A 22544-nucleotide genomic window follows, 5' to 3' on the forward strand; every position below is an offset into this window, starting at 1 on the left:
GTGAAACTGTGACTGATTTTGAAATTATTATAATTAACTCATATGGGTCCATCAATTCGGGTACAGGGCGGTTGAGTATATAATTTTTTTATGTTTTTTAATCCTTCCAGTATTTTTTGCTTTGAAAAATTACATTTACTAAGTTTATCTTCATCCCATTTGTTGATTTCTTCATAAAATGATAATGCTATCTTATAATTCTGCTTTGATCTATGTGATTTTATAGCATCAATTATCATATCTTGAGCTTTATTAATTTTGCCGTCACTTACATATTTTCTAACCATCATTTCCAATAATTCATCTTGAGAAATGGATATATTAAATTTATCCAGCCTGATATTGCTCTGTACAGTATCCCGTCCTGCAACGATGGCAACTGCCATTTCAGCAATTGATTTTATTAGTCTTTTTATGTAATCTTCCTCGTACATTTATAAATTTCACCATCCTTTAAGAATACAAAAATCCGCTGAAAATACATAAAATGTATTTATTAATAATAAAGAGACAAAATATAATGATATGATTATTATACGTAAGTTTCTATTATATTACAATGCGAGTTGAAATGTTTTTTATTGACTGTTTGGGATATGGATAGTATTATTATACCTATAGATTGATAATAATTCTCATTATCAATCTATAGGTATATTTTATATGTGAGGTGATATTGTGTATGTAACAGATAGAGATAAACAATTATATGGAAGTCAAGTATATGTAGTTAAAAAGGATGAAGATTGTACGATTTATAGAATCGATAATTCTACAGGTGATGCTGTTATGACGAGTTATTCGGTATTCCCGGGCATTGAATTGATTTATAATGACGTTCATGCACAATTTATAAGTATTGATTTAGATCCGCCAAAAAATATTTTGGAGATCAATCACTGCAGAGAAGGGATAATTGAATGTGAGAGCAGAAAAGGCGAGTATCTATATCTTTCCAATGGCAGTCTTGCAATAAATCGTAAATTCAGTGTGGATAATAGTTCCTATTTTCCGCTGAATCATTTTCACGGAATCACTGTTGCTCTGGATTTTGATAAAGTATCGGAGTGTTTGTCTTGTATTTTGGATGAAGTTTCAGTTGATTTATCAAAATTGAAGAGTAAATTTTTTGAAAATAATGAAGAGTTTTTAATAATAAGAGAAAATAGAAGTATACGTCATATTTTTTCTGAACTGTATTCAGTGGCTGAGGAAATAAGAAAAGGATATTATAAGGTAAAGGTTTTGGAAATTCTTCTTTTTTTAAGCAGTTTGGGAGAAGAAGAATTGAAGCAGAGCAAACGTTACTACCCGAAAAAGCAGGTGGATACAGTGAAGAAAATAAAAAATTATTTAACAATAAATCTTTCTGAAAAAATCACTTTGGATGAACTGTCGGCACAATTCAAAATTCCCCTTACAAGGATGAAGCTTGTATTTAAAGAAATGTACGGAGACAGTATATATTCTTTTATAAGAACGTATAAAATGCAGAAAGCAGTGGAACTTCTTAAAAGCACAGGCAAGGGAATCAATGAAATTGCAGCATGTCTTGGATATAGCAATGCAAGTAAATTTTCCAGGGCGTTTAAAAAAGTGATTGGCATAAATCCTAGTATATATAGAAAAGATGTCTAAATGGAGTATTGGAGTCTAGATAGAGTAGAAAGTGAATACATAATAAATTAGAATAAATTGTGTAACAGGGAATGTACTTCAAGAATTACAGGAAAGGGGAGTTTGAGATGGAGAAAAAATCTATCATGTCAAATCTATTTGAATATGCGGGAAAATTCAGATACTTGACAATGGTCTCATGGGTATTGTCTGCAGCAAGCGCACTTGTGGCGTTGATACCATTTATTTATATATGGAGGATTATCAAGGAAGTTTTGGAGGCTGCCCCAAATTTCAGCTATTCGAACAACCTGGTGCAGTATGGCTGGATGGCTGTAATTTTTTCTGCTTTGTCCATACTTGTTTATGTAGCCGCTTTAATGTGTTCCCATATTGCCGCATTCCGTGTTCAGGCAAACATAAGATCCAGAGCCATGCAGCATATTAGTACACTGCCTTTAGGGTTCATGGATGACATTGGAAGCGGGAAAATAAGGAGGATTGTAAATGAGTCCAGTGCAGCTACTGAAACTTATCTGGCACATCAATTGCCCGATCGTGCAGGTGCAGTGGCTGCGCCCGTTGGCCTTCTCGCAGTGCTTTTGGTATTTGACTGGCGGCTTGGTATTCTGAGCTTGATACCAGTTGTTATTGCTTTTGGAATTATGTCTGTGATGACTGGCAGACAGATGAAGCAAAAAATGAAGGAATACCAGAATTCACTGGAGCAAATGTCAAATGAGGCAGTTGAATACGTTAGGGGAATATCGGTATTAAAAACATTTGGACAATCCGTTTTTTCCTTTAAGCGATTTAAGGCATCAATTGATAATTATCAAAAATGGGTGATTTCCTATACAAAAGATTTGCGTCTGCCGATGATGTTTTATACTACAGCTATCAATGCTATTTTTGCTGTGCTGATATCGGCGGCTTTATTTTTTACATCAAGTGAAGTTACCGGTGAGTTTATGTTGAATTTGCTGTTCTATATAATCATCACACCTGTTATAACAGTTACTTTGAACAAGATCATGTATTCCAGTGAAAATATTATGATTGTTCAGGATGCGATGGAGAGAATCGATAGTATAATGAAAATGAAGTCTTTACATGACAGTGGAGAACATAATCATCCGCGTGACAATTCAGTTGCATTTCATGATGTGTCATTTCACTATAAAGGTGCAGAGCAAAATGTTTTGAACCATATTTCACTTGATATTGTTCCCGGCGAGCATGTGGCTTTTGTAGGCCCTTCCGGTGGTGGAAAAACAACCCTGGCAAGTTTGATACCACGTTTCTGGGATGTTGACAGCGGAAGGATTACAATAGGCGGGGTGAACGTAAAAAATATGTCCAAAGAAGAATTGATGAATACTGTTTCTTTTGTGTTTCAAAACAGCAGGCTTTTAAAGATGTCAGTTTTGGAGAATGTCCGTCTTGCCAGACCGGATGCAACACGGAGGGAAGTACTTAAAGCTTTGAAGGATGCCAGATGTGATGACATTATAGAAAAACTTTCAGAGGGAATAGACACCATAATTGGAACAAATGGAAATTATCTTTCAGGCGGAGAAGAGCAGCGTATTTCCATTGCAAGGGCAATGCTTAAAAATTCACCAATTCTCATACTTGATGAGGCAACAGCATTTGCTGATCCGGACAATGAATCCAAGGTACAAGCTGCATTTTCCACTTTGTCAAAAAGGAAAACGGTAATTATGATAGCACATAGGTTATCAACTGTGATAAGGGCGGATCGCATTTATGTGATGAAAAATGGGGAAATATGTGAATCAGGAAGTCATTCTGAATTGATAGAACAAGGAGGACTATACGCACATATGTGGAGAGAGTATAACAATGCTGTAAAATGGAAGGTTGGTGTACAAGGTGAGATTGGTTGAAAAACTGCAACATAAATATGCCCTTTCTGAAAAAGGTGCACAGGACATGATAAGAGCATTTGCTGCATGTACATTATCCAATATTGTACTGATACTGCCTGTAGGTCTTCTTTATTATCTGGTTTATGATTTAATGGATAAAAATATTGAGGATGGACATATTTCACTTTATGTATTTGGAATCATAGTGTGTCTTGTATTCATATTTGCAACAACATATGTTCAATATAATTCAACATTTTTTGCAACGTACCTGGAGAGTGGTGTCAGAAGAATATCGCTTGCCGAGAAATTGCGAAAGCTTCCACTTTCTTTCTTTGGCAAGAAGGATTTATCTGACTTGACAAGTACCATTATGGCAGATTGTTCCATACTGGAGACGGCATCATCTCACTGGATACCGGAGCTTGTAGGTTCCGTTATTTCAACTTTTATAATTGCATTGAGCTTGTTTTTCTTTGACTGGCGTATGGCAATTGCAGCATTGTGGGTACTTCCTGTTTCCTTTATAATTGTCATTTTTTCATCAAGAGTGCAGCATAATCTGGGGAAAAAGCAGATGAAGGTAAAGATGGCCTGTGCCGATGGAATTCAGGAATGCCTGGAATCTTTGAGGGATCTCAAGGCAAACAATGCAGAGAGGGCATATATGAATGAGCTTGATATAAAAATTAAAGCTGTTGAAAAACGTGCAATTATTACAGAACTTGGAACTGCTGTTTTTGTTGTAGCTGCACAGATGGTTCTTAAACTTGGAATTGCCACAGTTGCATTGGTTGGTGGAATACTTCTTGTGGATGGAAGCCTGGATGTTTTGACTTTCTTCATGTTTTTACTTTTGGTATCAAGGTTATACGATCCTATGCAGATGTCACTGCAGAATCTGGCAGCAATTATTTCCGCCGATATCCAGTGCCAGCGTATGGATGAAATTCTTGGGCATGAAATACAGACAGGATCAAACAATCTTACGAATAAAGGCTGTGACATAGTATTTGATTGTGTTGCATTTGCCTATAATGGCAATGAAACTGTACTTGAGGATGTATCATTCACTGCCAGACAGGGAGAAGTTACTGCGCTGATTGGGCCGTCTGGAGGTGGGAAAACCACCGTGTCACGATTGGCTCTACGTTTCTGGGATATCAGCAGAGGTAAGATCACTGTCGGGGGAATGGATATTTCAAAAATCGATCCGGAAACCCTTATGGCTCTATATGCTGTTGTTTTTCAGGATGTCACCTTATTTAATAATTCTATAATGGAAAATATCCGTATTGGACGAAAAGATGCCTCAGATGAGGAAGTAATGCAGGCTGCAAAGCTGGCACATTGTAATGAGTTTGTGGAGAAACTGCCGCAGGGGTGGAATACCGTGATTGGTGAGAATGGTTCTGAACTTTCTGGAGGCGAGCGTCAGAGGATATCCATTGCAAGGGCATTTTTGAAGGATGCGCCTATTATATTGCTTGATGAAGCTACAGCTTCACTGGATGTAGAAAATGAAACCATGATACAGGAATCATTATCCAGGCTTATCAAAAATAAGACGGTGCTTGTTATTGCACATAGAATGAGAGCGGTAGCAGGTGCTGACAAAATTGTAGTGCTGAAAGATGGGGTTGTAGCTGAACAGGGTGCACCAGGCGAGCTGTCCGGAAGAAATGGAATATACAAGCATATGGCTGAAATACAAATGGAGGCCGCTTCCTGGAAGTTATAAATGATATATATTTTAGAACGCTATTTGATTGATATTAATCGAATAGCGTTTTGCGTTTTGTAATTATTTGAAATAGTTTATATTATCAAAAGGATACACCCTTAGAATTACATGTCCCTTAACGTCCTTTAAATTTACAGGCCCTATTATTCTGCTGTCAGTACTATTTTGTCTATTATCTCCAAGTACAAAAATATAACCCTTGGCTACAACATACTTCGTAACAGCTGAATTGGATTCAGTGATAACTCCTTCTGGAAGATAATTTTCAGTGAGAATTTTTCCATTTAAATACACCTTTCCAGACATTATCTCAATCTTATCTCCAGGTATTCCTATAACCCTTTTTATATAGTTGTCCTCATTCTTGTCATGAGAATTGAAAACAACAATTTCACCTCTATTTATATGTCCTGTTTCAGTGCTTATCTTCTCCATAAATACAATATCCTTATCACTAAAAGTCGGCTACATGGAAGGTCCTATTACATCGGTCCGGGCAAAAACATAACTTCTGCATATAAAAGCCAATCCAATAGCCAGAATAATGGGAAAGGCATATTCCGTGAATTTCTTAAAAGATCCTTTATTTTCTATAATATCGCATCCCTTCAATATGTTTTCATTATAACACAAATATTAAGATTTTCTTAGGAAATTCTTCACAACTGCTTAGAAAGTGAGTTTTATAATTATGATGAAATCAAAAAGTTATGAAGGAGATTTAAAATGGATTATATATTACAGTGTAGCAATTTGACCAAAACATATGGTAGTAAGATAGTTCTGGACAATTTAAATTTAAAAATAAAAAAGGGAAAGATAGTCGGACTTTTGGGGCCAAATGGGGCAGGTAAAACTACATTTATAAAAATAGCGGCCTCACTTTTAAGCTGTGACGATGGGAATGTTATGATTGATGGTAAGCTTCCCGGGATTAAGACTAAAAAAATAGTTTCATATTTGCCTGATAGAGATTTTTTATATAACTGGATGACCATAGGTGAATCCCTTGAATTTTTCAGGAATTTCTTTGAGGACTTTGATTATGACAAGGCAACTAGAATGGTAACTGATTTGGGACTTGATTTAAATTTAAAGATACGTACCCTGTCAAAAGGTATGCAGGAAAAACTGAATATATCCTTGATATTTTCAAGAAAGGCAAAGCTTTTTTTATTTGATGAGCCACTTGCAGCAGTCGATCCGTCCATGAGAGAAAAAATAATTAACATTATACGGAATAATTTTGATAGTAGTAGTTCAATTATTTTGAGTACTCGCCTTATAAATGATGTAGAAAGGCTTTTTGATGAAGTTGTATTTATAAATGAAGGCAGAATTCTGATTCATGATGATGTACAAGTTCTTAAAGCAAAGTATAAAAAGTCCATTGAGGAAATTTTTAAGGAGGTAATATAAATGTTCTTTTCATTTTTCAAGCTTGAAATTAAAAAACATTTTCAAATATTTTTTATTCTCATATTGATTGAGACAGTTTTAGGCATATTTGTACTTGCCGACTACAATAAATATATAGATATTCACTTGCAGTTGAGTGCAGTTGTATGGATTGTGATTTCCATGTATATTTTTATTGACCTGTATAATAATTTTTACACGGGAAAAGATGTTATGTTTCATATGATACCTATAAAGACTTCGACAAAGTTTTTAATAAAGTCAACCGTGTTTTCTATAGGACTTATGCTTATGTGGTCAACATGTCTTATATTTGAGTTATTTAGTGTGAATGGAATTTATCATGCAAGGATACTCAATTCAACTAGTCCGGCAAGCGGAGTTGTATATTTCATATCTGCAAGATTTATCCGATTTATAAGTGGCCCGGTTATAATTGGAGTCTCTATAGCCCTTAGTAAACTTGTAAGAAAGAAATACTTGGGAATCGTTGTAATTGCTGTAGTACTACTGTGTATCACGTTAGGGCTGTATTTTATAATGAAATCAAACTTAGCCGGACAGGGAAAAGTATTTTATTCTATAGGGACTACGTCCCAGGAAGCATTTAAGCAGTCGGCAGGAATAGTTTCGATTTTAGTGCAGTCTGACAGACATCTTGATAATATTTCCAAAAGTATATACTGGAACAATATAATTTATAATTTTTTGACATATATATTTGGCTATGCTGTCATAACATTTATTTTTAATTCAAAAAAATATGAAGTATCAGGAAAGTAGTATTAATTTTGGATTATAATTAAGATATAAAACATTTTGAGGGGAATGAGTAAGTAAGTGAATTTTCTGATATTGATTTTGACTGTCTCTTCTGCTATTTTACTTGCTCGATTGATTTTTGTTAAAGTTGAGATTAGAAATATTATGAATCAACTTAATGATTATAATGATTTAAAATTACATAAGAAAATAGATGTTAGGTTATTTGACAGTGATATTGAAAATTTGGCAGAATGTATAAATAGACATATTGATATCAATATACGGGATAAGGCTATTCAGAAACAAACAGAATATGAGATAAGAAAATCCATAGCAAGTGTATCCCATGATTTGCGTACACCATTGACTTCTATAATTGGGTATTTGGAAATGATAAAATCCGGAAAAGTAACTCTTGAAAAACAATATGAATATATGGATATAGCTCTGAAAAGAGCATATTTTCTTAAAGAATTATTGAATAATTTCTTTGAACTTTCAATTATAGAGTCTCCAGAGTATAATATTGAACTGGACTATGTAAATTTAAATAACATATTGTGTGAAGTTATAACAGCTTTCTATGATAGTTTTGTGAACAAGGAAATAGTTCCAGAAATAAATTTACCTGATGAAGATATGATTGTTGCAGCAAACAAAGCTGCTTCAAAACGTGTGATTCAAAATTTAATTTCAAATATTATAGAACATGCACAGGGGAAGGTTTCTATAACTTTAAAGAAAGACGGGGAATTTGCAGTTGTAATAACTTCAAATACAACTAAAAATTTGAATGTTCATGATGTAAATCTTCTCTTTAACAGATTTTACAAGTCTGACCCTTCAAGGTCATATGGAATGAATGCAGGTCTTGGATTGGCTATTGCAAAAAGTCTTATGGACAAGATGAATGGATTGATTTATGGTAGATTGGATAAAAATATTTTATATATTTTTTGTAAGTGGAAACTGATAAAAAAATAGAGGGAAGAAGAAATGAAGAAGGGTAATATTAAAATTTTAGTAGTCGAAGATGACGTAGATATAAATAAATTATTGTGTGATATGCTTGAGATAAAAGGATATACTTCAAAAGCTGCTTATTCAGGAACGGAAGCGTTGATATATATAAATGAAGGAAGCTGTAATATGGTTCTGCTTGATTTGATGCTTCCGGGAATGAATGGTGAGGAATTGTTACTTAAATTGCGTGAAAACAGCAATATACCCGTTATAGTAATTTCAGCCAGGGAGGATATTGATATTAGAGTAAAAACCTTGAAAATAGGTGCGGATGATTTTATAACCAAACCTTTTAATATGGAAGAAGTGTCTGCACGTATAGAATCGAATCTGAGAAGATATATGAATTTTTCAAGTGAAATTCCAAGAGAAAATATAATAAAGTGTGGAGAAATTTCCTTGAATAAGGATACTAGAGAAGTATGTGTGAATAATTCATCTATAGATTTAACTATGAGGGAATTTGAAATTTTAAAACTCTTAATGGACCATCCTAAGAAAGTGTTTTCAAAAGCAAACTTATTTGAGAGTGTGTGGGGAGACAGTTATTTATGTGATGATAATACTCTCACCGTGCATATAAGCAATTTGAGAAATAAATTGTCAAATTCAGGGGTAAGCAGGAATTACATACAGACTATCTGGGGGATAGGTTATAAATTGAATGCTGAATAGAGGGAGAGTTAAGGTGCAAGCAATTTTAAAGACCATGAATTTAACTAAAATATATAATGATAAACCGGCAGTTGAAAATATAAATATGAATATAAATCAAGGAGATATTTATGGACTTATAGGTGAGAATGGAGCGGGTAAAACAACGATATTCAAGATAATAACGGGGATTGCCTCGAAGACTTCTGGAGTCCTTGAATTATTTGGTGAAAGTACGGAGGACAATTTGCATGTTGAGAGAAAGAGGATTGGAGCATTGATTGAAAAGCCTTTTTTGTATGCAAATATGACATTATCAGAGAATTTGGAGGCATGCAGGATTCAAAAAGGCATACCAGGGAAAAATTGTATAAAAGAAGTGCTGCAGCTTTTTAGATTAAATTATATAAAAGATAAAAAGGTACATGACTTATCTCTTGGAATGAGACAAAAATTAGGTATTGCCATGGCTGTAATTGGAGATCCTGAATTTTTGGTTTTGGATGAACCGATAAATGGCATCGATCCACTGGCAATTATGGAAGTAAGGAATATCTTGTTGGATTTAAATAAAAACAGAAATGTTACAATACTTGTGTCAAGTCATATTTTGAAAGAGCTCTATAATTTTGCGACTTGTTATGGGATTATACATAATGGAAAATTATTAAATGAATTTACTCTAAAAGAGTTAAATGAAAAGTTGAATAAAAGTTTAAGAATCGAAGTAGATGATGTGAATAAAGCTGTCTTTGTGCTTGAAACCAAATTGCATACACACAATTTTAAAATTCTACCGGACGGAACTGTAATACTTTATGATTACGTTGATAATCCTGGAAAAGTTTCATCGTTAATTTTTAGGGAAGGGGTTACAATATTAGGACTTGTAACTGAGTCGGGTGACCTTGAAAATTACTTTAAAGACGTAATTGAAGGAGTATCGGAAGATGTATAACCTATTTAAGTTTGAAATATATAAGTTAAAATACAACAGGACATTTTTAGTTTCAATAATTATTATATTCCTTTTGATTGCAGATTCCATATATTTATTTTTTTACAGTAAAAATACACTTAAAATACTGGATGTGTTCTTCCAGGGAAGTGAATATGGATTTTTAGTAAATAATTTTAAAGACAGACTTCATGTAAGCCCAGTTGAATTTTTTTATTCTTCATTTGGATTTTGTCCATTTATAGTTATAATCTTAGTATTTATGGTAGAAAGTATTGTATTAGAGGAATTTTCAAGTGGCACAATAAATAATCTTATAATATCTGGACATAAAAAAGAAAATATTTATATATCAAAGTTTCTTGTAATGGTATTATCGGCATTTTTACTGACTGTTTTTCTGCTGTGTGGTACAATGATTGCGGGAATTTTTATAAATTCCTTTAAAAAATTTGTTTTTTTTAGTGATTTAATTGGACTAATTGGTTTTATTTTTCTCATAACTTTAATACTGTCAAGTTTAGTGAGTATTTGTATGTGTCTGGCTGTGTTTATAAGAAATAAAGCTATATTTTTAATAACATGTATGGTATTATTTATTGTTTTAACAATTTTACCCAATAATTTTAATACTTTTATGAAAAATTCCCCTGTATTTATGTTAATAGAAATGGGTTCATTTAATATTGATCCATTTAGCATTGTATTTTCGTCAATTTCCATTATTACAGTTACAACTATTATAGGTGTGATTAAATTCAATAAGTTGGATACTGGGTAAGTTTGAAAAATAACAGATAGCTATCTAATCTCGAATTAAAAAGATTGGATGGTTATTTTTATTATTTTTGTGCTGAATTTAAGATAGGATATTGACTTGAAATTAATATTGATAAAAATAGTAGCGTACAATAAGGGTAAAAAGTTATTCAGGAGTATATGACATTGTATAAAAATGATATAATTTATTCATAAATTAATTTACAGTAGTAGATTATTGTGCATTATGGGGGTGATGGTATATGAAGAGTAATAAATTATTTCAAATGATAAATTTTCTAATTATATTTTTAGTATTTGTTTTAACTTTTTTTATAGGATTTGAGATTATTAAATTGAAAAATAATATAATTAATTATATTATACTTGGAGCAATAGGTTCATGTTTAGTACAATTATATATAAAAATAATTGTAAAACAAAATAATTCATAAATTTCTTAAAATGCGAAACAAAGACTATTTAAATGATACACAGATAAATAGTAATAGGAGGTAATTTCAATGGTTGATGGAATAAATTTGGGAAATATAATGGTGGACTGCGATGATGAACAAAAACTGTGTGAGTTTTATCACAAACTACTCGGGTGGGAAAAAAGCAAAATGTTTGGTGGTCCAGCGCTAAGAAATAAAAATGGAATTGTATTTTTGTTTATCGAGGAAAAAGATTATATTCCGCCTATATGGCCAGAAGAAGAAGGCAAGCAACAGAAACAAATGCACTTTGATTTTCAAGTTCCAGATGTTGCAGCGGCAGTTGAATATGCTAAATCACTAGGTGCTGAGAAGGCGACATTTCAATTCGGCGGAAGTGAATGGATTACTATGATAGATCCTGCAGGGCACCCTTTTTGCCTTTGTGCCCAAGAAAATGAAACATGATTGTAACCAATTTCAATTAAGTCATTTGAGAAATTTCAAATTTAAGTTTGAGTAATATAAATTAGTAATTTAAAAGGATGTCTCATTGTGGAACAATTATCAAAACTGCCTGATATCGGAAAAGAAGTTGAAAGGCAGTTGAATGAAGTAGACATATTTACTACTTATGATTAATTAAGAGATATTGGTGCAGAACAGGTGTGGCTGAATACAAGAAATTGATATTTCTGCATGTATTAATAGATTGCTGGCATTAGAAGGTGCAATTCACGGTGTCAAGAAAGCAGCATTACCAGAGGAACGTAAAGTGGAACTAAAAGATTTTTATAATTGGCATAAACATAAATAGTAATTTGAATAACAGATTATATAAATAATCCGCAGAAAATATCAAGTATATCATCTTACCTTGTCTTATAATTTTTTTAAAAGGTGAGGTGCTTTTAATGAAAAAAACAAAAACATACTTGAAGAATTTTATAGGAACAAGTTATGAAGTTGGGACACAGATTGGTAATTGGATTTTATCACAACCTGATTTATTGAAAAAGGTGATTTTACCACCTAAGGCCTATCCTCAAAGCAAATTAACGGAAATATTCAATTTGCTTGACCAATACTGCAGTGGTGTAAACGAGGAGATCAAAGGTTTTGCAGATACAGTTGGAATTTCGAAAGAACAAGTGATTTTTTATGCAATGACATATTTGGAACGTGGGTGCAGTTTGATGGCTGCGGTTCCAAACAAGACTGAAAATGGGCATACTCTAATGGCACGTAACTACGATTTTAATGATGAAATGGAAGAAATGTGTTTTGCATATACAGCTATTAGGAGAAAATATCGTTATATTGGCTCTACACTAAACCTATTTGGACGATGTGATGGAATGAATGAATATGGGCTGGCAGCTTGTAAGGCCAGTAATGGATTGCCTGTTGGCAACTTTGATGGAGGACAGAAAGCAGGTGTAACTGGTTTTTCTTTTTGGATTGTTATCCGAAGCATTTTGGAAAACTGCAAAAATGTTGAACAAGGCATTGCATGGGCAATGGATGCACCTATTGGATATAATATAAATCTAATGCTTGCCGATAGTAATGATAAAATTGCGTTATTGCAATGTATAGATGGTCATAAAGCATATTGCATTTTAGATAATGACTCCAGTGAGAATTTTCTGATTTCTACAAACCATGCAGTTTTGCAAGAAATAAAGCCCTATGAGAAAATGTTAATTGAAAACTCGGTAATCCGCTATAAAACCATAGAAAAAATGTTTTCTGAAAAAGAAAAAATATCAGCACAGGATTTAAAGGCCATACTGTCGGCACCTTATCCGCAGGGATTGTGCTGTCACTATTATCCCGAGTTTTTTGGAACTTTGCGCTCTGTGTTATTTGATACAACCGAGAAAAAAATAGAAATGACTTTTGGTTCGCCGCAAGCCAATGACTGGAAAACTTTTACGGTACAAAAATTACAAGAGCAAGAGATTATAGTAAATCTTCCTTATGAAAAGGCGGGAAAAGATTTTTATAATATTACCTATTAAAGAGGGGGAGGCTGTGCTGTATTGAAAGATAATCAAATCATTAGTAAAGCAGTTATATTTATTGAAACAAATCTGTATGAGCCTTTGACTGTAGAATCAGTTGCCAATGCAGTTTCCTATTCATATTATCATTTTCACCGTTATTTTCAAGCTGTGATGGGAGAAACTATTGGCAGCTATATCAGAAGCCGGAGGTTGACTCAAGCAGCATATGATCTCATATATGGCAATAGGAAAATTTTAGATATTGCAGTTTCCCTGTATTTCGAATCTGCTGAAAGTTTTACAAGAGCTTTTAAGAAAAGATATGGTATTACACCTACAGAATATAGAAAAAATGGTGTTGATGTATTAATAGGAAAACATCGCCCTATGCAGCTTGACAAAATAACCGAATGCAATTATGAAAATTTATCACCAGAAATCGTAACATTTGAGCCTAAATCTGTTGTTGGGTTTAGATTTAACATGAGTATTGAGAAAAATAACAGTATTGAAATGTGGGAAAAGTTGAATGCTCAATTGGCAAAGCAAAATTATATTTCAATGAATAAAAATCGGTATAGTATTTATGAAACAGGTGGTACATGCCTGTCAAATACATTTAATAAAAATAGTGAAGCTGCTATATTTATAGGCATTGAAACATCGGGTGGTTCTAATATTCCAGAAGGTATGGAGTTAAAAGAAATTAGTGGTGGAAGGTATGCTAAATTCATACATAAAGGTACAGTAAAAAATTTGCTTTCTACATATTATTATATTTGGGGTGTTTGGTTACCTAAGAGTAGTCTCCAACTTGATGACAGAGATGATTTGGAATGCTACACAGAGCAATTTTTAGGAGCTGAAAATGAAGAATCGCAGATTGAAATTTATTTTCCGATACAATAGCAAAAATACAATAAGAAGTTACTAAATTCCAACTTGTCGAGGAGGCTGGTTGGATGTACATATTGCAGCCTGGGCTTAACAAAGAAGTAGTATAAGCATAATGAGAAAGTGACCGAGCAGGTTGGCCCATAAGGTAGGAGCCGGCCTGATTTTTGAGCATATAAATGGTTTCAAGCTCCCTCATTATGCGTTTTTCTATCTGAATTAGGGTTTAACATAATTGAAGTAAACGAAATCATATATGTGAATTCACTAGTTCAACTAACGTATCCATATTTTGATAAAATGTTCCCTCTTCTTTATCTTCTTGTTTTGCGACCATCTTAGTAATATTACGCTCAAAGAAGTTAAGTTTCTTTTTGTTAAGTTTCCCTCCAAAATTGGCTCTAAATTTAGCAGACTTGTATATCTTTTTAGGAAAGCATTCTTGAATATATTTTTCTGATTCGTTTGGTGTCATACAACAAACAAATAGTGCAAGATTTTTAGTAATGAGTGTGTTTGTATTTTGTACTGCAAAGCGTTTTAAGTTTTTGTTCATTTTTGCCATGTATGCAGAGCCTCCCATGATAATCCAGTCATAATCATTGAGGTTAATAGTTTGATTTTCATTCACATTTACAACAGATACTTCGGATTTCAATTTGTCTTTTATATACTCTACACATTTTTCTGTGAATCCATGTTTACTCGAATATACGATTAATGTTTTCATCTAATGATTGACTCCTTTCTCTAAAGCATTCTCTACAGCCTTTAGAATAATATTACTGCTATAAGTGGCAGATGAAATTGTATCTACTTCCAAGCTTTGTTTAGCGATGATATCATCAACGATGGCTTCTGCTTTGCCACCGAAGCCATTATCATGTCTTAAGATATCAATGCTAGTAATTTTATGACCTGCGACTGTCACTTTTAACTCAACAACAATGATATCATTCTTGGCATTCCCCAAGTAAGTTCCATCAGAAACTTGTTGTAGATCTACATTATTGACAGGCTGTATAACCATTGATTTAGAAATCTTGTTTAAAACAACGGCACCAATACCAGCTCCGAAGATTAAAAAAGCGACAACGATAGTTAGAATTATTTTAGTTTTCTTTTTCATTTTTGTTTTTGACTTCATATTATTTTCAATTCTCCTTTGCAATTCCATTCATAAGAATGCTGACAAACGATTCAATTAAATCTTCCCAATTATCTAAAAGGTATAATTGGTTTTCAATAGAGTTCATACCAAAGCCAATAAGAGCAGTTAAAATCATCCAAGAAGAATTACTATCCACTTCCTTAATAATACCCTGTGTATGCCCTTCTATAAGCAGTGTTTGTAAGAGATTTTCTCCTGTTTTTTCATCAGCTTTAATTTTAAACATTACATTCGAACCACTTCTAATAAAAGCCTTACCCATTTCAGGATTACTGGTCATACTCAAAATGAATTGTTTAAATGATTGTTCTAGTTTTTCTTTGATTGTCAGATTATCTTGTTTCGATAATATTTCGGTAATATCCATAATAATCTTTTCGGATATTCTTATGCCAATATCTTCTGCTATTTGTGCTTTGTTTTTATAATAAAGATAGAGGGTAGTAGGAGAATACTCTATAACATTTGCAATTTTCCTCATTGACAACATATCATATCCATTATCATTGATGATTTTAATACTTGCATTTAAAATCAAATTTTTCATATCTTCCTTTTCTTGTAAACGTCGTTTTTTAAAACTCATTCCATCACCTTCATTAACAGTGGTAATAAACTTAACACTGTTAATATAACATTGATTTGTTTTTGTGTCAAGATTTGTATTTCCATTGAAAAGAAATACGAAAAAGCTGCTTCAAAAATGATACTTAGTTATTCTAAAAAAGTATATCAATGGTATAATGTCTGTATTGAATCCTTCCACGCAATTATAAAACGTGAGTGGATAAATCGCTTTAGAATTAAAAATTACAGCCATGCATATATTGTTGTATTTGAATACCTTGGCACATGATTTTATTGACAGCAGATATTTGCAAAATAATTTTGAGGTAGTTAAAGAAATGATGAATTAAACAACAATTTGTATAATGAACAATAATATTATTAGATGAATTATTTATAATTTATGGAGGATAAACATCATGATAAAACATAATTTTAAAATACAAGGTATTCCAGCAATTTTGTGGGGAGAAAAATCAGATAAATTATTTATAGCAGTTCATGGTAATATGTCAAATAAGGCAGATGACAGTATTATTATATTTGCAGAAGAAGCAGCTGCAAAAGGCTATCAAGTTCTTAGTTTTGATCTACCTGAGCATGGGGATCGTAAGGATAAGTCTTATCCCTGCAAAGTTCCAAACTGTGTTAAGGATCTTAGTATTATTATGAATTATGCAAAATCTATGTGGAGCAGCATAAATATATTTGCCTGTAGTATGGGTGCATATTTTAGTTTACTTACATACAAACATGAATTATTGAAACAGTGCCTATTTCTATCACCTGTAGTAAATATGGAACTTATCATAAGTAATATGATGGCATGTTTTAATATAACTGAAGACAACTTAAAATTAGAAAAACAAATTTGTACTCCTATAGGACAGACTCTTTACTGGGATTACTATTGTTATGTGAAAGAACATCCTGTTGATATGTGGGATACTCCTACTTCAATTCTATATGGCTCAGAGGACAGCCTATGTAAATTTGCTGTGATATCTTCATTTGCCAAACGTTTCAATTGTAATTTGGAGGTAATGGAGCATGGGGAACATTATTTTCATACCAAAGAACAATTGAAATATTTTAGGCAGTGGCTAAAATATTATGTACGATAGATAATAAGAGGAGGTTTATTAAGTGGCAAAAGGAGTAATGCATATATGCTGTTCTGACAGTGCCTGGGCGGGCATGAGACATGCAGTTAAAACAGGGCTGCTGGAGGGTAAAAAAGTAGTAGGATTTTTTGATGATCTATCCAATGGACCTATAGATGAACTCATTGAATTAAAAGAAAGAATTAATTGGTATAAAAAAATATATATTGAAGAAAATAGCATAATTTTTGGGGAGATCGAGGACCATTATAAAAAACTTGCTGAGGATCTGATGAAAATTAAAGATGAAGATATTTATATATGGTATAGCAACAATGCAAAGGAAATTTGTGGAATACTGTATATTCTGTCCACGATTAAAGACAAAATTCATAGTTTGTATACCATAAATGTATCAGACATTACTTATAATATCGGAAAAAGAAATGAGTATACACCAAGAGCAGTGGGAGAAGTTATTCCTGAAAGGTTTAGTGAATTTACAGGAATAAGGAAATTAATGGGCTTTAGCAGGTACTCCAGTTTAATGGCACTGTGGGAGAAACTGAAGAGAGAAAACTCAATTCTGCGTATTTGTGAAGGCAATGAAGTTAAAAGTGTTCAAGTGGATTATTTTGACGACATGATCCTTCATTATACATATAGGAATTTTATATGTAGTGCGAGAACAGTAGGGGAAGTCATAGGCAAAGCTAAAAATTATGTATCTGATATCTTTATTTTCTGGAGAATAACAGAACTGATAAAAGAGGGCAAAATTGACTATAGAGGTAATTTAAGCCTCATGCGAGAATTAAAAATAAAAAAATCATAAAAAATGAGAGGTTTATTTTATGCTAAAAGAGTCTGGAAAATTAATAATTAGATTTTCAATTGTCACATTAGGAATCATTATAATTGCTTTTGTTGTATCCTCACTTATCCAGCCGGATATCTCTAAGTTTATTAACTGGGCGGACAATAAAGGCATAGGAACCAGTAAAACACAATTAGAAAAATTTCTTCAATATGTAATCAATAATGGAGTCAAAGTTCCACTGCAAATGTTTATTTTATCTCTTGTACCTATTCCATTTATTTACTACTTGCCTATTGCACTAACCGCAGCTGTTACAGGTTTCATTTTTTACTTACCATTGGCACCGGATTTGCAAGGCAAAATAACAATTCCTGAGATTTTTTTAGGCATTTTACCTCATGCCATAATTGAATTGCTTGCATTTTTTGTTATACTGGCGGTCCTATACAGATTTAATCAAGCGATTCGAAGTAAAGTATTTAAGAAAGTACACGTTGAAGTTGATCTTGTTTCAGCTTTTAAGAAAGTCGTCAAATCTTATTGCTTGATTGCATTTCCTTTGCTTATTTTGGCGGCACTAATTGAAGCATTTATTACACCATACATAGGATAACAAAATAAAGATAATCCCCAAAGTATAATGGACGATTGATCAGTAAATGTAATATATAATCTTATTTAACTATTTATAAATTGACTAATTGCAGTCTGAACTTTCAAATCACAAATTAAGACAAGGAGAATTGAATTGAATCAAAAAATACGAGAAAAAATTTTTGAACTGGCAGATGAAAAATATAAAGAATTTCATACTAAAATATCTCCCACTGATTCCAGTATAATTGGAGTTAGAATGCCTCTTTTGAGAAAACTTGCAAAGGAAATAGCCAAAGGAGACTGGAGAGAATACCTCAAAACAGTTGAAAGTGAGTACTATGAGGAAATAATGCTTCAGGGAATAGTGATAGGATGTGTAAAGGTGGATGTGGAGGAAAGGCTTCGGCTTGTTGGTGAATTTATTCCCAAGATTGATGGCTGGGGTATTTGTGACAGCTTTTGCAATGGACTTAAATTTATAAAGTCAAATAAAGAAAAAGTCTGGAATTTCATACAGCCTTATTTGAAATCAGATAAAGAATTTTATATTCGTTTTGGTGTAGTGGTTCTGCTGGATTTCTATATAGATGAAGTTTACATAAATCCTGTGCTTGATGTTTTGGATGAGATAAAGAAAGATGACTATTATGTAAAAATGGCAGTGGCCTGGGCTGTGTCAATTTGTTATATAAAATTTCCCCAAAGCACAATGCTATATTTAAAGAATAATTCTTTAGATGATTTTACATATAATAAATCACTTCAGAAAATAACAGAATCTCTTAGAATTGATAATAAAACAAAGTTAATTATTAAAAACATGAAACGTAAATAACCATAGGAATACGTAGTGAAGTTAATCGCATGAATTCAAAATTAAACAGGATTTCTAAATATATTGGTATTTATGATGAATTGAAAGTGAAAATTGTTTTGGAAAGTGAAATGAAGATTAAGGTGGTAATAGTTAATGAATATAAATAAAGATTTTTCATTCTGGATAGCTTTGATATTATCTTTTGTTGTTGCAGTATTAAATTTTCTTGACCATAGATACTTTTATAGTTTGTTTATGTTTTTAATTTTTGTTCTGCTGATAATCTTTTTTATTAACTTTAGTTCTGCAAAATAAAAATCTAAATTGGTAATAATGATAAAAATTAGATATGACACACTGTACCCAACCGTGTTATAAAAAACTTGTAAGCAACATACGGGAGCTAATCAGTATGCCAAATAATATTTTATCCATAAATGATGAACTTTACAACTATAGTTAATGGATTTGCTCATATAATCATTACTGAAGGAAGGTATTTGAGGCTGTGACTCCAGTTCAGGATTCTACTAAAGCGTATGATAATGCCGCTTTACAATGAAGCTTGAGAGTGTCAATCAATGGAAGTTTCATATCCTTCTGATTTAGCAGCAGTGGTAATTCGGTACAGCCTAAAATCACACCATCCACATCATAGCTGGACAAGATTTTCCTGAAATTTTCTCTGGCATTTTCCGTTACCCTATTTAAAACAAGTTCACTGAAAATTATTGAGTTTATTTTATCCTGATGTTTTTCCGATGGGGTCAATACCTCTATGCCGCAGGATTCAAATCCTTTCTGATAAAAAGAGCTTTGCATGGTGTACTTTATCCCTGTCAATAATACTTTTTTCAATTTAAGTCTGCTGCATTCTTCGGCAGCTGCATCCACAATACTAAGCACAGGCAGATCTATTTGCTGCTTTATACTGTGAAATACTGAGTGGGGGGAGTTTGCAGCCATTATAACGAAATCGGCACCAGATTTTTGTAAGCTGTTTATACCGTTTATTATATAATTTATATATTCAGAAGTTTTATGCTCATTTTCTAAATCCGTAAAATATTGAAAATTCAAACTGTTGATTATTATTTCGGGATAATAGTAATCCGAGAATTTTTTATAATACATACTAAGTATGGTTTTATAATATTGAATTGTGGAAGCGGAACTGATTCCGCCCAGAATTCCTATTTTTTTCATAATTTTTTATACTCCTTTGTTTTTTAGATAGAAGGATCTGTTATCTATAGCTCTCATTGTTGCCAGTATTCCATCCAGGTGATCATATTCATGCTGTATCAATTCTGATAGATCTCCTTGAAATTTTATTGTTTTATCCATGAAATTTATATCTTTGTACTTTACGGTACATTCTTTATAGCGTTTAACTTTTACAAGCAGATTTGGAAAGGACATACAGTCATCCAGTACTTCCATTATTTCATCATCGTCAAATTTAAGTATGGGATTGATAAAAATCATAGGTTTGTCAATATACATATATATCAATCTTTTAAATATTCCAATCTGTGGAGCTGCAATTGCTCTTCCTGCATTATATTTTTTGCGGAAATCAATTAAGGTATCGTGCAAATCCGAAACAGTTTTCTCTATTGCATCTATTTCTCCTTTCTCAACAGGAAGGCTTTTCTTATATAGATCTTCATTTCCAAGTAACAGTATTTCTTTTATCATAAAACGATCTCCTTTACATGTGATATATATTTGATACAATATTACTATATAATTGTTACTATAAAAAGGTATAATTTTTATAAAAATTATGGGGATGATTTTATGGAAATACCAGTGTTCATTGAAAATAAAAGTGAAAAACCGCTGTATATTCAGATATATGGATGCTACAAAAAAGCTATACTGGAAGGGATACTTAAAAAAGACGATAGATTGGAGTCTATAGTACAGCTTAAGAACAGGCTTTGTATCAGCAGAAATACAGTTCAGGAGGCTTATAACCAACTGCTGTGTGAAGGCTATATTTATAGCAGAAAGGGCAGTGGTTATTATGTGGAAGGTATAGATAAGCAGATAAAAACCGTCAAGAGAGAAAATGTACCCTTAAAGCTTAAACCGTTGAGAAGTATTCATATAGATGATAGAGCATATCCCTATAATTTTAAACCCGGCTCGGTGGATCACGGCAGTTTTCCATTTGCAAACTGGAGAAAAATTGAACAGGGTATTATGAAAAAAGAAAATATGGGCATATTGACCTATTCGAATCCCAGAGGTGAATTTGAATTAAGAAATCAGATTGCAGATTATGTCAAAAGTTCAAGAGGAGTGGCTTGTTCTTCTGAACAGATAATTGTAGGTGCAGGGACACAGACTTTGATGGCTGTATTATGCGAACTGCTTAGTGAGCATTATAATAGGAATATTGCTTTTGAAGAACCGGGTTTTTCTCCTGTGAGAAAGGTTTTTGAATGGTATGGATATAATATAGAGCCTATTGAATTAACGCAGTCTGGAATGGACATAAAAAAACTTGAAATCCTGGAAACGGTCCCGGGGTTGATATATGTAACGCCGTCCAATCAGCATCCTATGGGTATGATCATGCCTGTTTCAAATCGTATAAGACTTCTTAATTTTATTGACAGATGCGGTGGCTATGTTATTGAAGATGATTATGACAGCGAATTTAGATATAATGTAAATCCGATACCTTCACTTCAAAGCCTGGATAATGAAAATAGAGTAATTTATCTTGGAACTTTTTCAAAAACTCTTTTTCCCGGAATGCATGTTGGATACATGATTTTACCTGAAAGCATAATGAATCTTTTTATTAAAAAAGGAAGCTTTATAAATCAGACTGCATCCAAAATTCATCAGCTGACAATTGCAGAGTTTATGAAAGAAGGATTATTTGAAGCCCATCTCAGGAAAATGCGAAATATATATGCTAGAAAACAGCAGTTTCTTATAGATTGTATAAAAAATGAATTTGGAAAAAATGCTGCCATCTATGGTGAGAAAGCAGGACTTAACATTGTACTTCAGGTAAAAAACAAGCTGGATGAGCAGGAATTGATAAATAGAGCTCGAGGTAAAGGGGTCAAAGTTTATCCTGTATCCTTTTATTATTTTGATAAAAATAATTATAAAAAACATAATATGGTGTTGATGGGATATGGACATCTGAGTTTTGAGGAGATGGAAAATGGAATAAGGTTTTTAAAAAAAGCCTGGTTTTGAGTTGATGTTTTCATATGAAGAACAATGATATAATATATTTAAAATTAGAACGTTTTGAGGAGATTATAAT

Annotated in this window: 24 protein-coding genes and 2 pseudogenes; 18 read left to right on the forward strand and 8 right to left on the reverse strand. The window is 32.6% G+C overall.

Annotated elements, in window-relative coordinates; translation table 11 throughout:
- Positions 1-38: 38 nt before the first annotated feature.
- Complete coding sequence (locus tag LKE46_RS03965; protein WP_291718637.1) at positions 39-434, reverse strand: DUF6483 family protein; 396 nt, start codon at positions 432-434, stop codon at positions 39-41.
- A gap of 244 nt (positions 435-678) precedes the next feature.
- Between LKE46_RS03965 and LKE46_RS03970 the strand changes: the two genes are divergently transcribed.
- The 3 genes from LKE46_RS03970 to LKE46_RS03980 all read left to right on the forward strand — a co-directional run bounded on the left by LKE46_RS03970 (position 679) and on the right by LKE46_RS03980 (position 5250).
- The gene (locus LKE46_RS03970; RefSeq protein ID WP_291718639.1) at positions 679-1638 is read left to right on the forward strand and encodes a helix-turn-helix domain-containing protein; all 960 of its coding nucleotides are present in this window, start codon (positions 679-681) and stop codon (positions 1636-1638) included.
- A 107-nt stretch (positions 1639-1745) separates the two neighbouring features.
- A complete protein-coding gene (locus LKE46_RS03975) occupies positions 1746-3527 on the forward strand; it encodes an ABC transporter ATP-binding protein (protein ID WP_291718641.1) in 1782 nt (593 codons plus the stop codon).
- The gene (locus tag LKE46_RS03980) at positions 3520-5250 is read left to right on the forward strand and encodes an ABC transporter ATP-binding protein (protein WP_291725558.1); all 1731 of its coding nucleotides are present in this window, start codon (positions 3520-3522) and stop codon (positions 5248-5250) included. Before LKE46_RS03975 ends, LKE46_RS03980 begins: the two co-directional genes overlap by 8 nt.
- A 63-nt stretch (positions 5251-5313) precedes the next feature.
- On the opposite strand, the pseudogene lepB reads toward LKE46_RS03980, so the two are convergent.
- A pseudogene (lepB, locus tag LKE46_RS03985) lies at positions 5314-5706 on the reverse strand (signal peptidase I); the annotation flags it as partial.
- 12 nt (positions 5707-5718) lie between these two features.
- Complete coding sequence (locus LKE46_RS17675; RefSeq protein WP_366847184.1) at positions 5719-5886, reverse strand: hypothetical protein; 168 nt, start codon at positions 5884-5886, stop codon at positions 5719-5721.
- Between the two features lie 93 nt (positions 5887-5979).
- Between LKE46_RS17675 and LKE46_RS03990 the strand changes: the two genes are divergently transcribed.
- From LKE46_RS03990 to LKE46_RS04035, 10 genes and pseudogenes are all read left to right on the forward strand, one after another.
- Positions 5980-6672: an ABC transporter ATP-binding protein gene (locus tag LKE46_RS03990; protein WP_291718643.1), complete on the forward strand. Its 693-nt coding sequence runs from the start codon at positions 5980-5982 to the stop codon at positions 6670-6672.
- Positions 6673-7455, forward strand: coding sequence for a hypothetical protein (locus LKE46_RS03995; protein ID WP_291718645.1), 783 nt, complete (start codon positions 6673-6675; stop codon positions 7453-7455). It begins immediately after the preceding gene.
- Between the two features lie 57 nt (positions 7456-7512).
- Positions 7513-8421 carry a sensor histidine kinase gene (locus tag LKE46_RS04000; protein WP_291718647.1) on the forward strand — a complete coding sequence of 303 codons (909 nt, stop codon included), beginning with the start codon at positions 7513-7515 and terminating at the stop codon, positions 8419-8421.
- A 12-nt stretch (positions 8422-8433) separates the two neighbouring features.
- Complete coding sequence (locus tag LKE46_RS04005) at positions 8434-9135, forward strand: response regulator transcription factor (protein WP_291718648.1); 702 nt, start codon at positions 8434-8436, stop codon at positions 9133-9135.
- A 34-nt stretch (positions 9136-9169) separates the two neighbouring features.
- Positions 9170-10072: an ABC transporter ATP-binding protein gene (locus tag LKE46_RS04010; RefSeq protein WP_434735208.1), complete on the forward strand. Its 903-nt coding sequence runs from the start codon at positions 9170-9172 to the stop codon at positions 10070-10072.
- Complete coding sequence (locus LKE46_RS17680) at positions 10065-10853, forward strand: ABC transporter permease (RefSeq protein WP_291738910.1); 789 nt, start codon at positions 10065-10067, stop codon at positions 10851-10853. The genes LKE46_RS04010 and LKE46_RS17680 overlap by 8 nt, the downstream gene beginning before the upstream one ends.
- A 502-nt stretch (positions 10854-11355) precedes the next feature.
- Positions 11356-11736, forward strand: coding sequence for a VOC family protein (locus tag LKE46_RS04020; protein WP_291718654.1), 381 nt, complete (start codon positions 11356-11358; stop codon positions 11734-11736).
- Between the two features lie 87 nt (positions 11737-11823).
- Positions 11824-12085, forward strand: a pseudogene (locus tag LKE46_RS04025) (TfoX/Sxy family protein).
- 97 nt (positions 12086-12182) lie between these two features.
- Positions 12183-13292, forward strand: coding sequence for a C45 family autoproteolytic acyltransferase/hydolase (locus LKE46_RS04030; RefSeq protein ID WP_291718656.1), 1110 nt, complete (start codon positions 12183-12185; stop codon positions 13290-13292).
- 21 nt (positions 13293-13313) lie between these two features.
- Positions 13314-14186, forward strand: coding sequence for an AraC family transcriptional regulator (locus LKE46_RS04035; protein ID WP_291718658.1), 873 nt, complete (start codon positions 13314-13316; stop codon positions 14184-14186).
- Between the two features lie 235 nt (positions 14187-14421).
- Here the strand turns inward: LKE46_RS04035 and LKE46_RS04040 are convergent, their stop codons facing one another.
- The 3 genes from LKE46_RS04040 to LKE46_RS04050 are packed head-to-tail and all read right to left on the reverse strand — an operon-like array spanning position 14422 to position 15928.
- Positions 14422-14901, reverse strand: a complete 480-nt coding sequence (locus LKE46_RS04040; RefSeq protein WP_291718661.1) for a flavodoxin domain-containing protein — start codon at positions 14899-14901, stop codon at positions 14422-14424.
- Complete coding sequence (locus LKE46_RS04045) at positions 14902-15318, reverse strand: FMN-binding protein (RefSeq protein ID WP_291718663.1); 417 nt, start codon at positions 15316-15318, stop codon at positions 14902-14904.
- A gap of 7 nt (positions 15319-15325) precedes the next feature.
- Entirely contained in the window at positions 15326-15928 is a 603-nt protein-coding gene (locus LKE46_RS04050; RefSeq protein ID WP_291718665.1) for a TetR/AcrR family transcriptional regulator, read from the reverse strand.
- Positions 15929-16328: 400 nt separating this feature from the next.
- On the opposite strand from LKE46_RS04050, the gene LKE46_RS04055 reads away from it, so the two are divergent.
- The 4 genes from LKE46_RS04055 to LKE46_RS04070 all read left to right on the forward strand — a co-directional run bounded on the left by LKE46_RS04055 (position 16329) and on the right by LKE46_RS04070 (position 19264).
- Positions 16329-17033, forward strand: a complete 705-nt coding sequence (locus tag LKE46_RS04055) for an alpha/beta hydrolase (RefSeq protein ID WP_291718666.1) — start codon at positions 16329-16331, stop codon at positions 17031-17033.
- A gap of 22 nt (positions 17034-17055) precedes the next feature.
- Positions 17056-17847 carry a DUF1835 domain-containing protein gene (locus LKE46_RS04060; RefSeq protein WP_291718668.1) on the forward strand — a complete coding sequence of 264 codons (792 nt, stop codon included), beginning with the start codon at positions 17056-17058 and terminating at the stop codon, positions 17845-17847.
- 19 nt (positions 17848-17866) lie between these two features.
- Positions 17867-18445, forward strand: a complete 579-nt coding sequence (locus LKE46_RS04065; protein ID WP_291718670.1) for a stage II sporulation protein M — start codon at positions 17867-17869, stop codon at positions 18443-18445.
- A 135-nt stretch (positions 18446-18580) separates the two neighbouring features.
- Complete coding sequence (locus LKE46_RS04070) at positions 18581-19264, forward strand: DNA alkylation repair protein (RefSeq protein WP_291718672.1); 684 nt, start codon at positions 18581-18583, stop codon at positions 19262-19264.
- A gap of 501 nt (positions 19265-19765) precedes the next feature.
- Here the strand turns inward: LKE46_RS04070 and LKE46_RS04075 are convergent.
- Positions 19766-20452: an aspartate/glutamate racemase family protein gene (locus LKE46_RS04075; RefSeq protein ID WP_291718674.1), complete on the reverse strand. Its 687-nt coding sequence runs from the start codon at positions 20450-20452 to the stop codon at positions 19766-19768.
- Positions 20453-20458: 6 nt separating this feature from the next.
- Positions 20459-20947, reverse strand: a complete 489-nt coding sequence (locus LKE46_RS04080; RefSeq protein WP_291718676.1) for a peptide deformylase — start codon at positions 20945-20947, stop codon at positions 20459-20461.
- 102 nt (positions 20948-21049) lie between these two features.
- Here LKE46_RS04080 and LKE46_RS04085 point away from each other — a divergent pair, with 102 nt between their 5' ends.
- Positions 21050-22474: a PLP-dependent aminotransferase family protein gene (locus tag LKE46_RS04085; protein ID WP_291718678.1), complete on the forward strand. Its 1425-nt coding sequence runs from the start codon at positions 21050-21052 to the stop codon at positions 22472-22474.
- Positions 22475-22544 lie beyond the last annotated feature (70 nt).

This window comes from Clostridium sp., assembly GCF_022482905.1.
Lineage (GTDB): Bacteria > Bacillota > Clostridia > Clostridiales > Clostridiaceae > Clostridium_B.

What these genes read in the sequence shown, in the direction of transcription:
- LKE46_RS04075 (WP_291718674.1), bottom strand. Translation starts at nt 20,452, where the DNA reads ATGAAAAAAATAGGAATTCTGGGCGGAATCAGTTCCGCTTCCACAATT.
- LKE46_RS04055 (WP_291718666.1), top strand. Translation starts at nt 16,329, where the DNA reads ATGATAAAACATAATTTTAAAATACAAGGTATTCCAGCAATTTTGTGG.
- LKE46_RS03995 (WP_291718645.1), top strand. Translation starts at nt 6,673, where the DNA reads ATGTTCTTTTCATTTTTCAAGCTTGAAATTAAAAAACATTTTCAAATA.
- LKE46_RS17680 (WP_291738910.1), top strand. Translation starts at nt 10,065, where the DNA reads ATGTATAACCTATTTAAGTTTGAAATATATAAGTTAAAATACAACAGG.
- LKE46_RS04065 (WP_291718670.1), top strand. Translation starts at nt 17,867, where the DNA reads ATGCTAAAAGAGTCTGGAAAATTAATAATTAGATTTTCAATTGTCACA.
- LKE46_RS04030 (WP_291718656.1), top strand. Translation starts at nt 12,183, where the DNA reads ATGAAAAAAACAAAAACATACTTGAAGAATTTTATAGGAACAAGTTAT.
- LKE46_RS04050 (WP_291718665.1), bottom strand. Translation starts at nt 15,928, where the DNA reads ATGAGTTTTAAAAAACGACGTTTACAAGAAAAGGAAGATATGAAAAAT.
- LKE46_RS04010 (WP_434735208.1), top strand. Translation starts at nt 9,170, where the DNA reads ATGAATTTAACTAAAATATATAATGATAAACCGGCAGTTGAAAATATA.
- LKE46_RS04040 (WP_291718661.1), bottom strand. Translation starts at nt 14,901, where the DNA reads ATGAAAACATTAATCGTATATTCGAGTAAACATGGATTCACAGAAAAA.
- LKE46_RS04045 (WP_291718663.1), bottom strand. Translation starts at nt 15,318, where the DNA reads ATGAAGTCAAAAACAAAAATGAAAAAGAAAACTAAAATAATTCTAACT.
- LKE46_RS03975 (WP_291718641.1), top strand. Translation starts at nt 1,746, where the DNA reads ATGGAGAAAAAATCTATCATGTCAAATCTATTTGAATATGCGGGAAAA.
- LKE46_RS04020 (WP_291718654.1), top strand. Translation starts at nt 11,356, where the DNA reads ATGGTTGATGGAATAAATTTGGGAAATATAATGGTGGACTGCGATGAT.
- LKE46_RS04085 (WP_291718678.1), top strand. Translation starts at nt 21,050, where the DNA reads ATGGAAATACCAGTGTTCATTGAAAATAAAAGTGAAAAACCGCTGTAT.
- LKE46_RS04080 (WP_291718676.1), bottom strand. Translation starts at nt 20,947, where the DNA reads ATGATAAAAGAAATACTGTTACTTGGAAATGAAGATCTATATAAGAAA.
- LKE46_RS04005 (WP_291718648.1), top strand. Translation starts at nt 8,434, where the DNA reads ATGAAGAAGGGTAATATTAAAATTTTAGTAGTCGAAGATGACGTAGAT.
- LKE46_RS03965 (WP_291718637.1), bottom strand. Translation starts at nt 434, where the DNA reads ATGTACGAGGAAGATTACATAAAAAGACTAATAAAATCAATTGCTGAA.
- LKE46_RS03990 (WP_291718643.1), top strand. Translation starts at nt 5,980, where the DNA reads ATGGATTATATATTACAGTGTAGCAATTTGACCAAAACATATGGTAGT.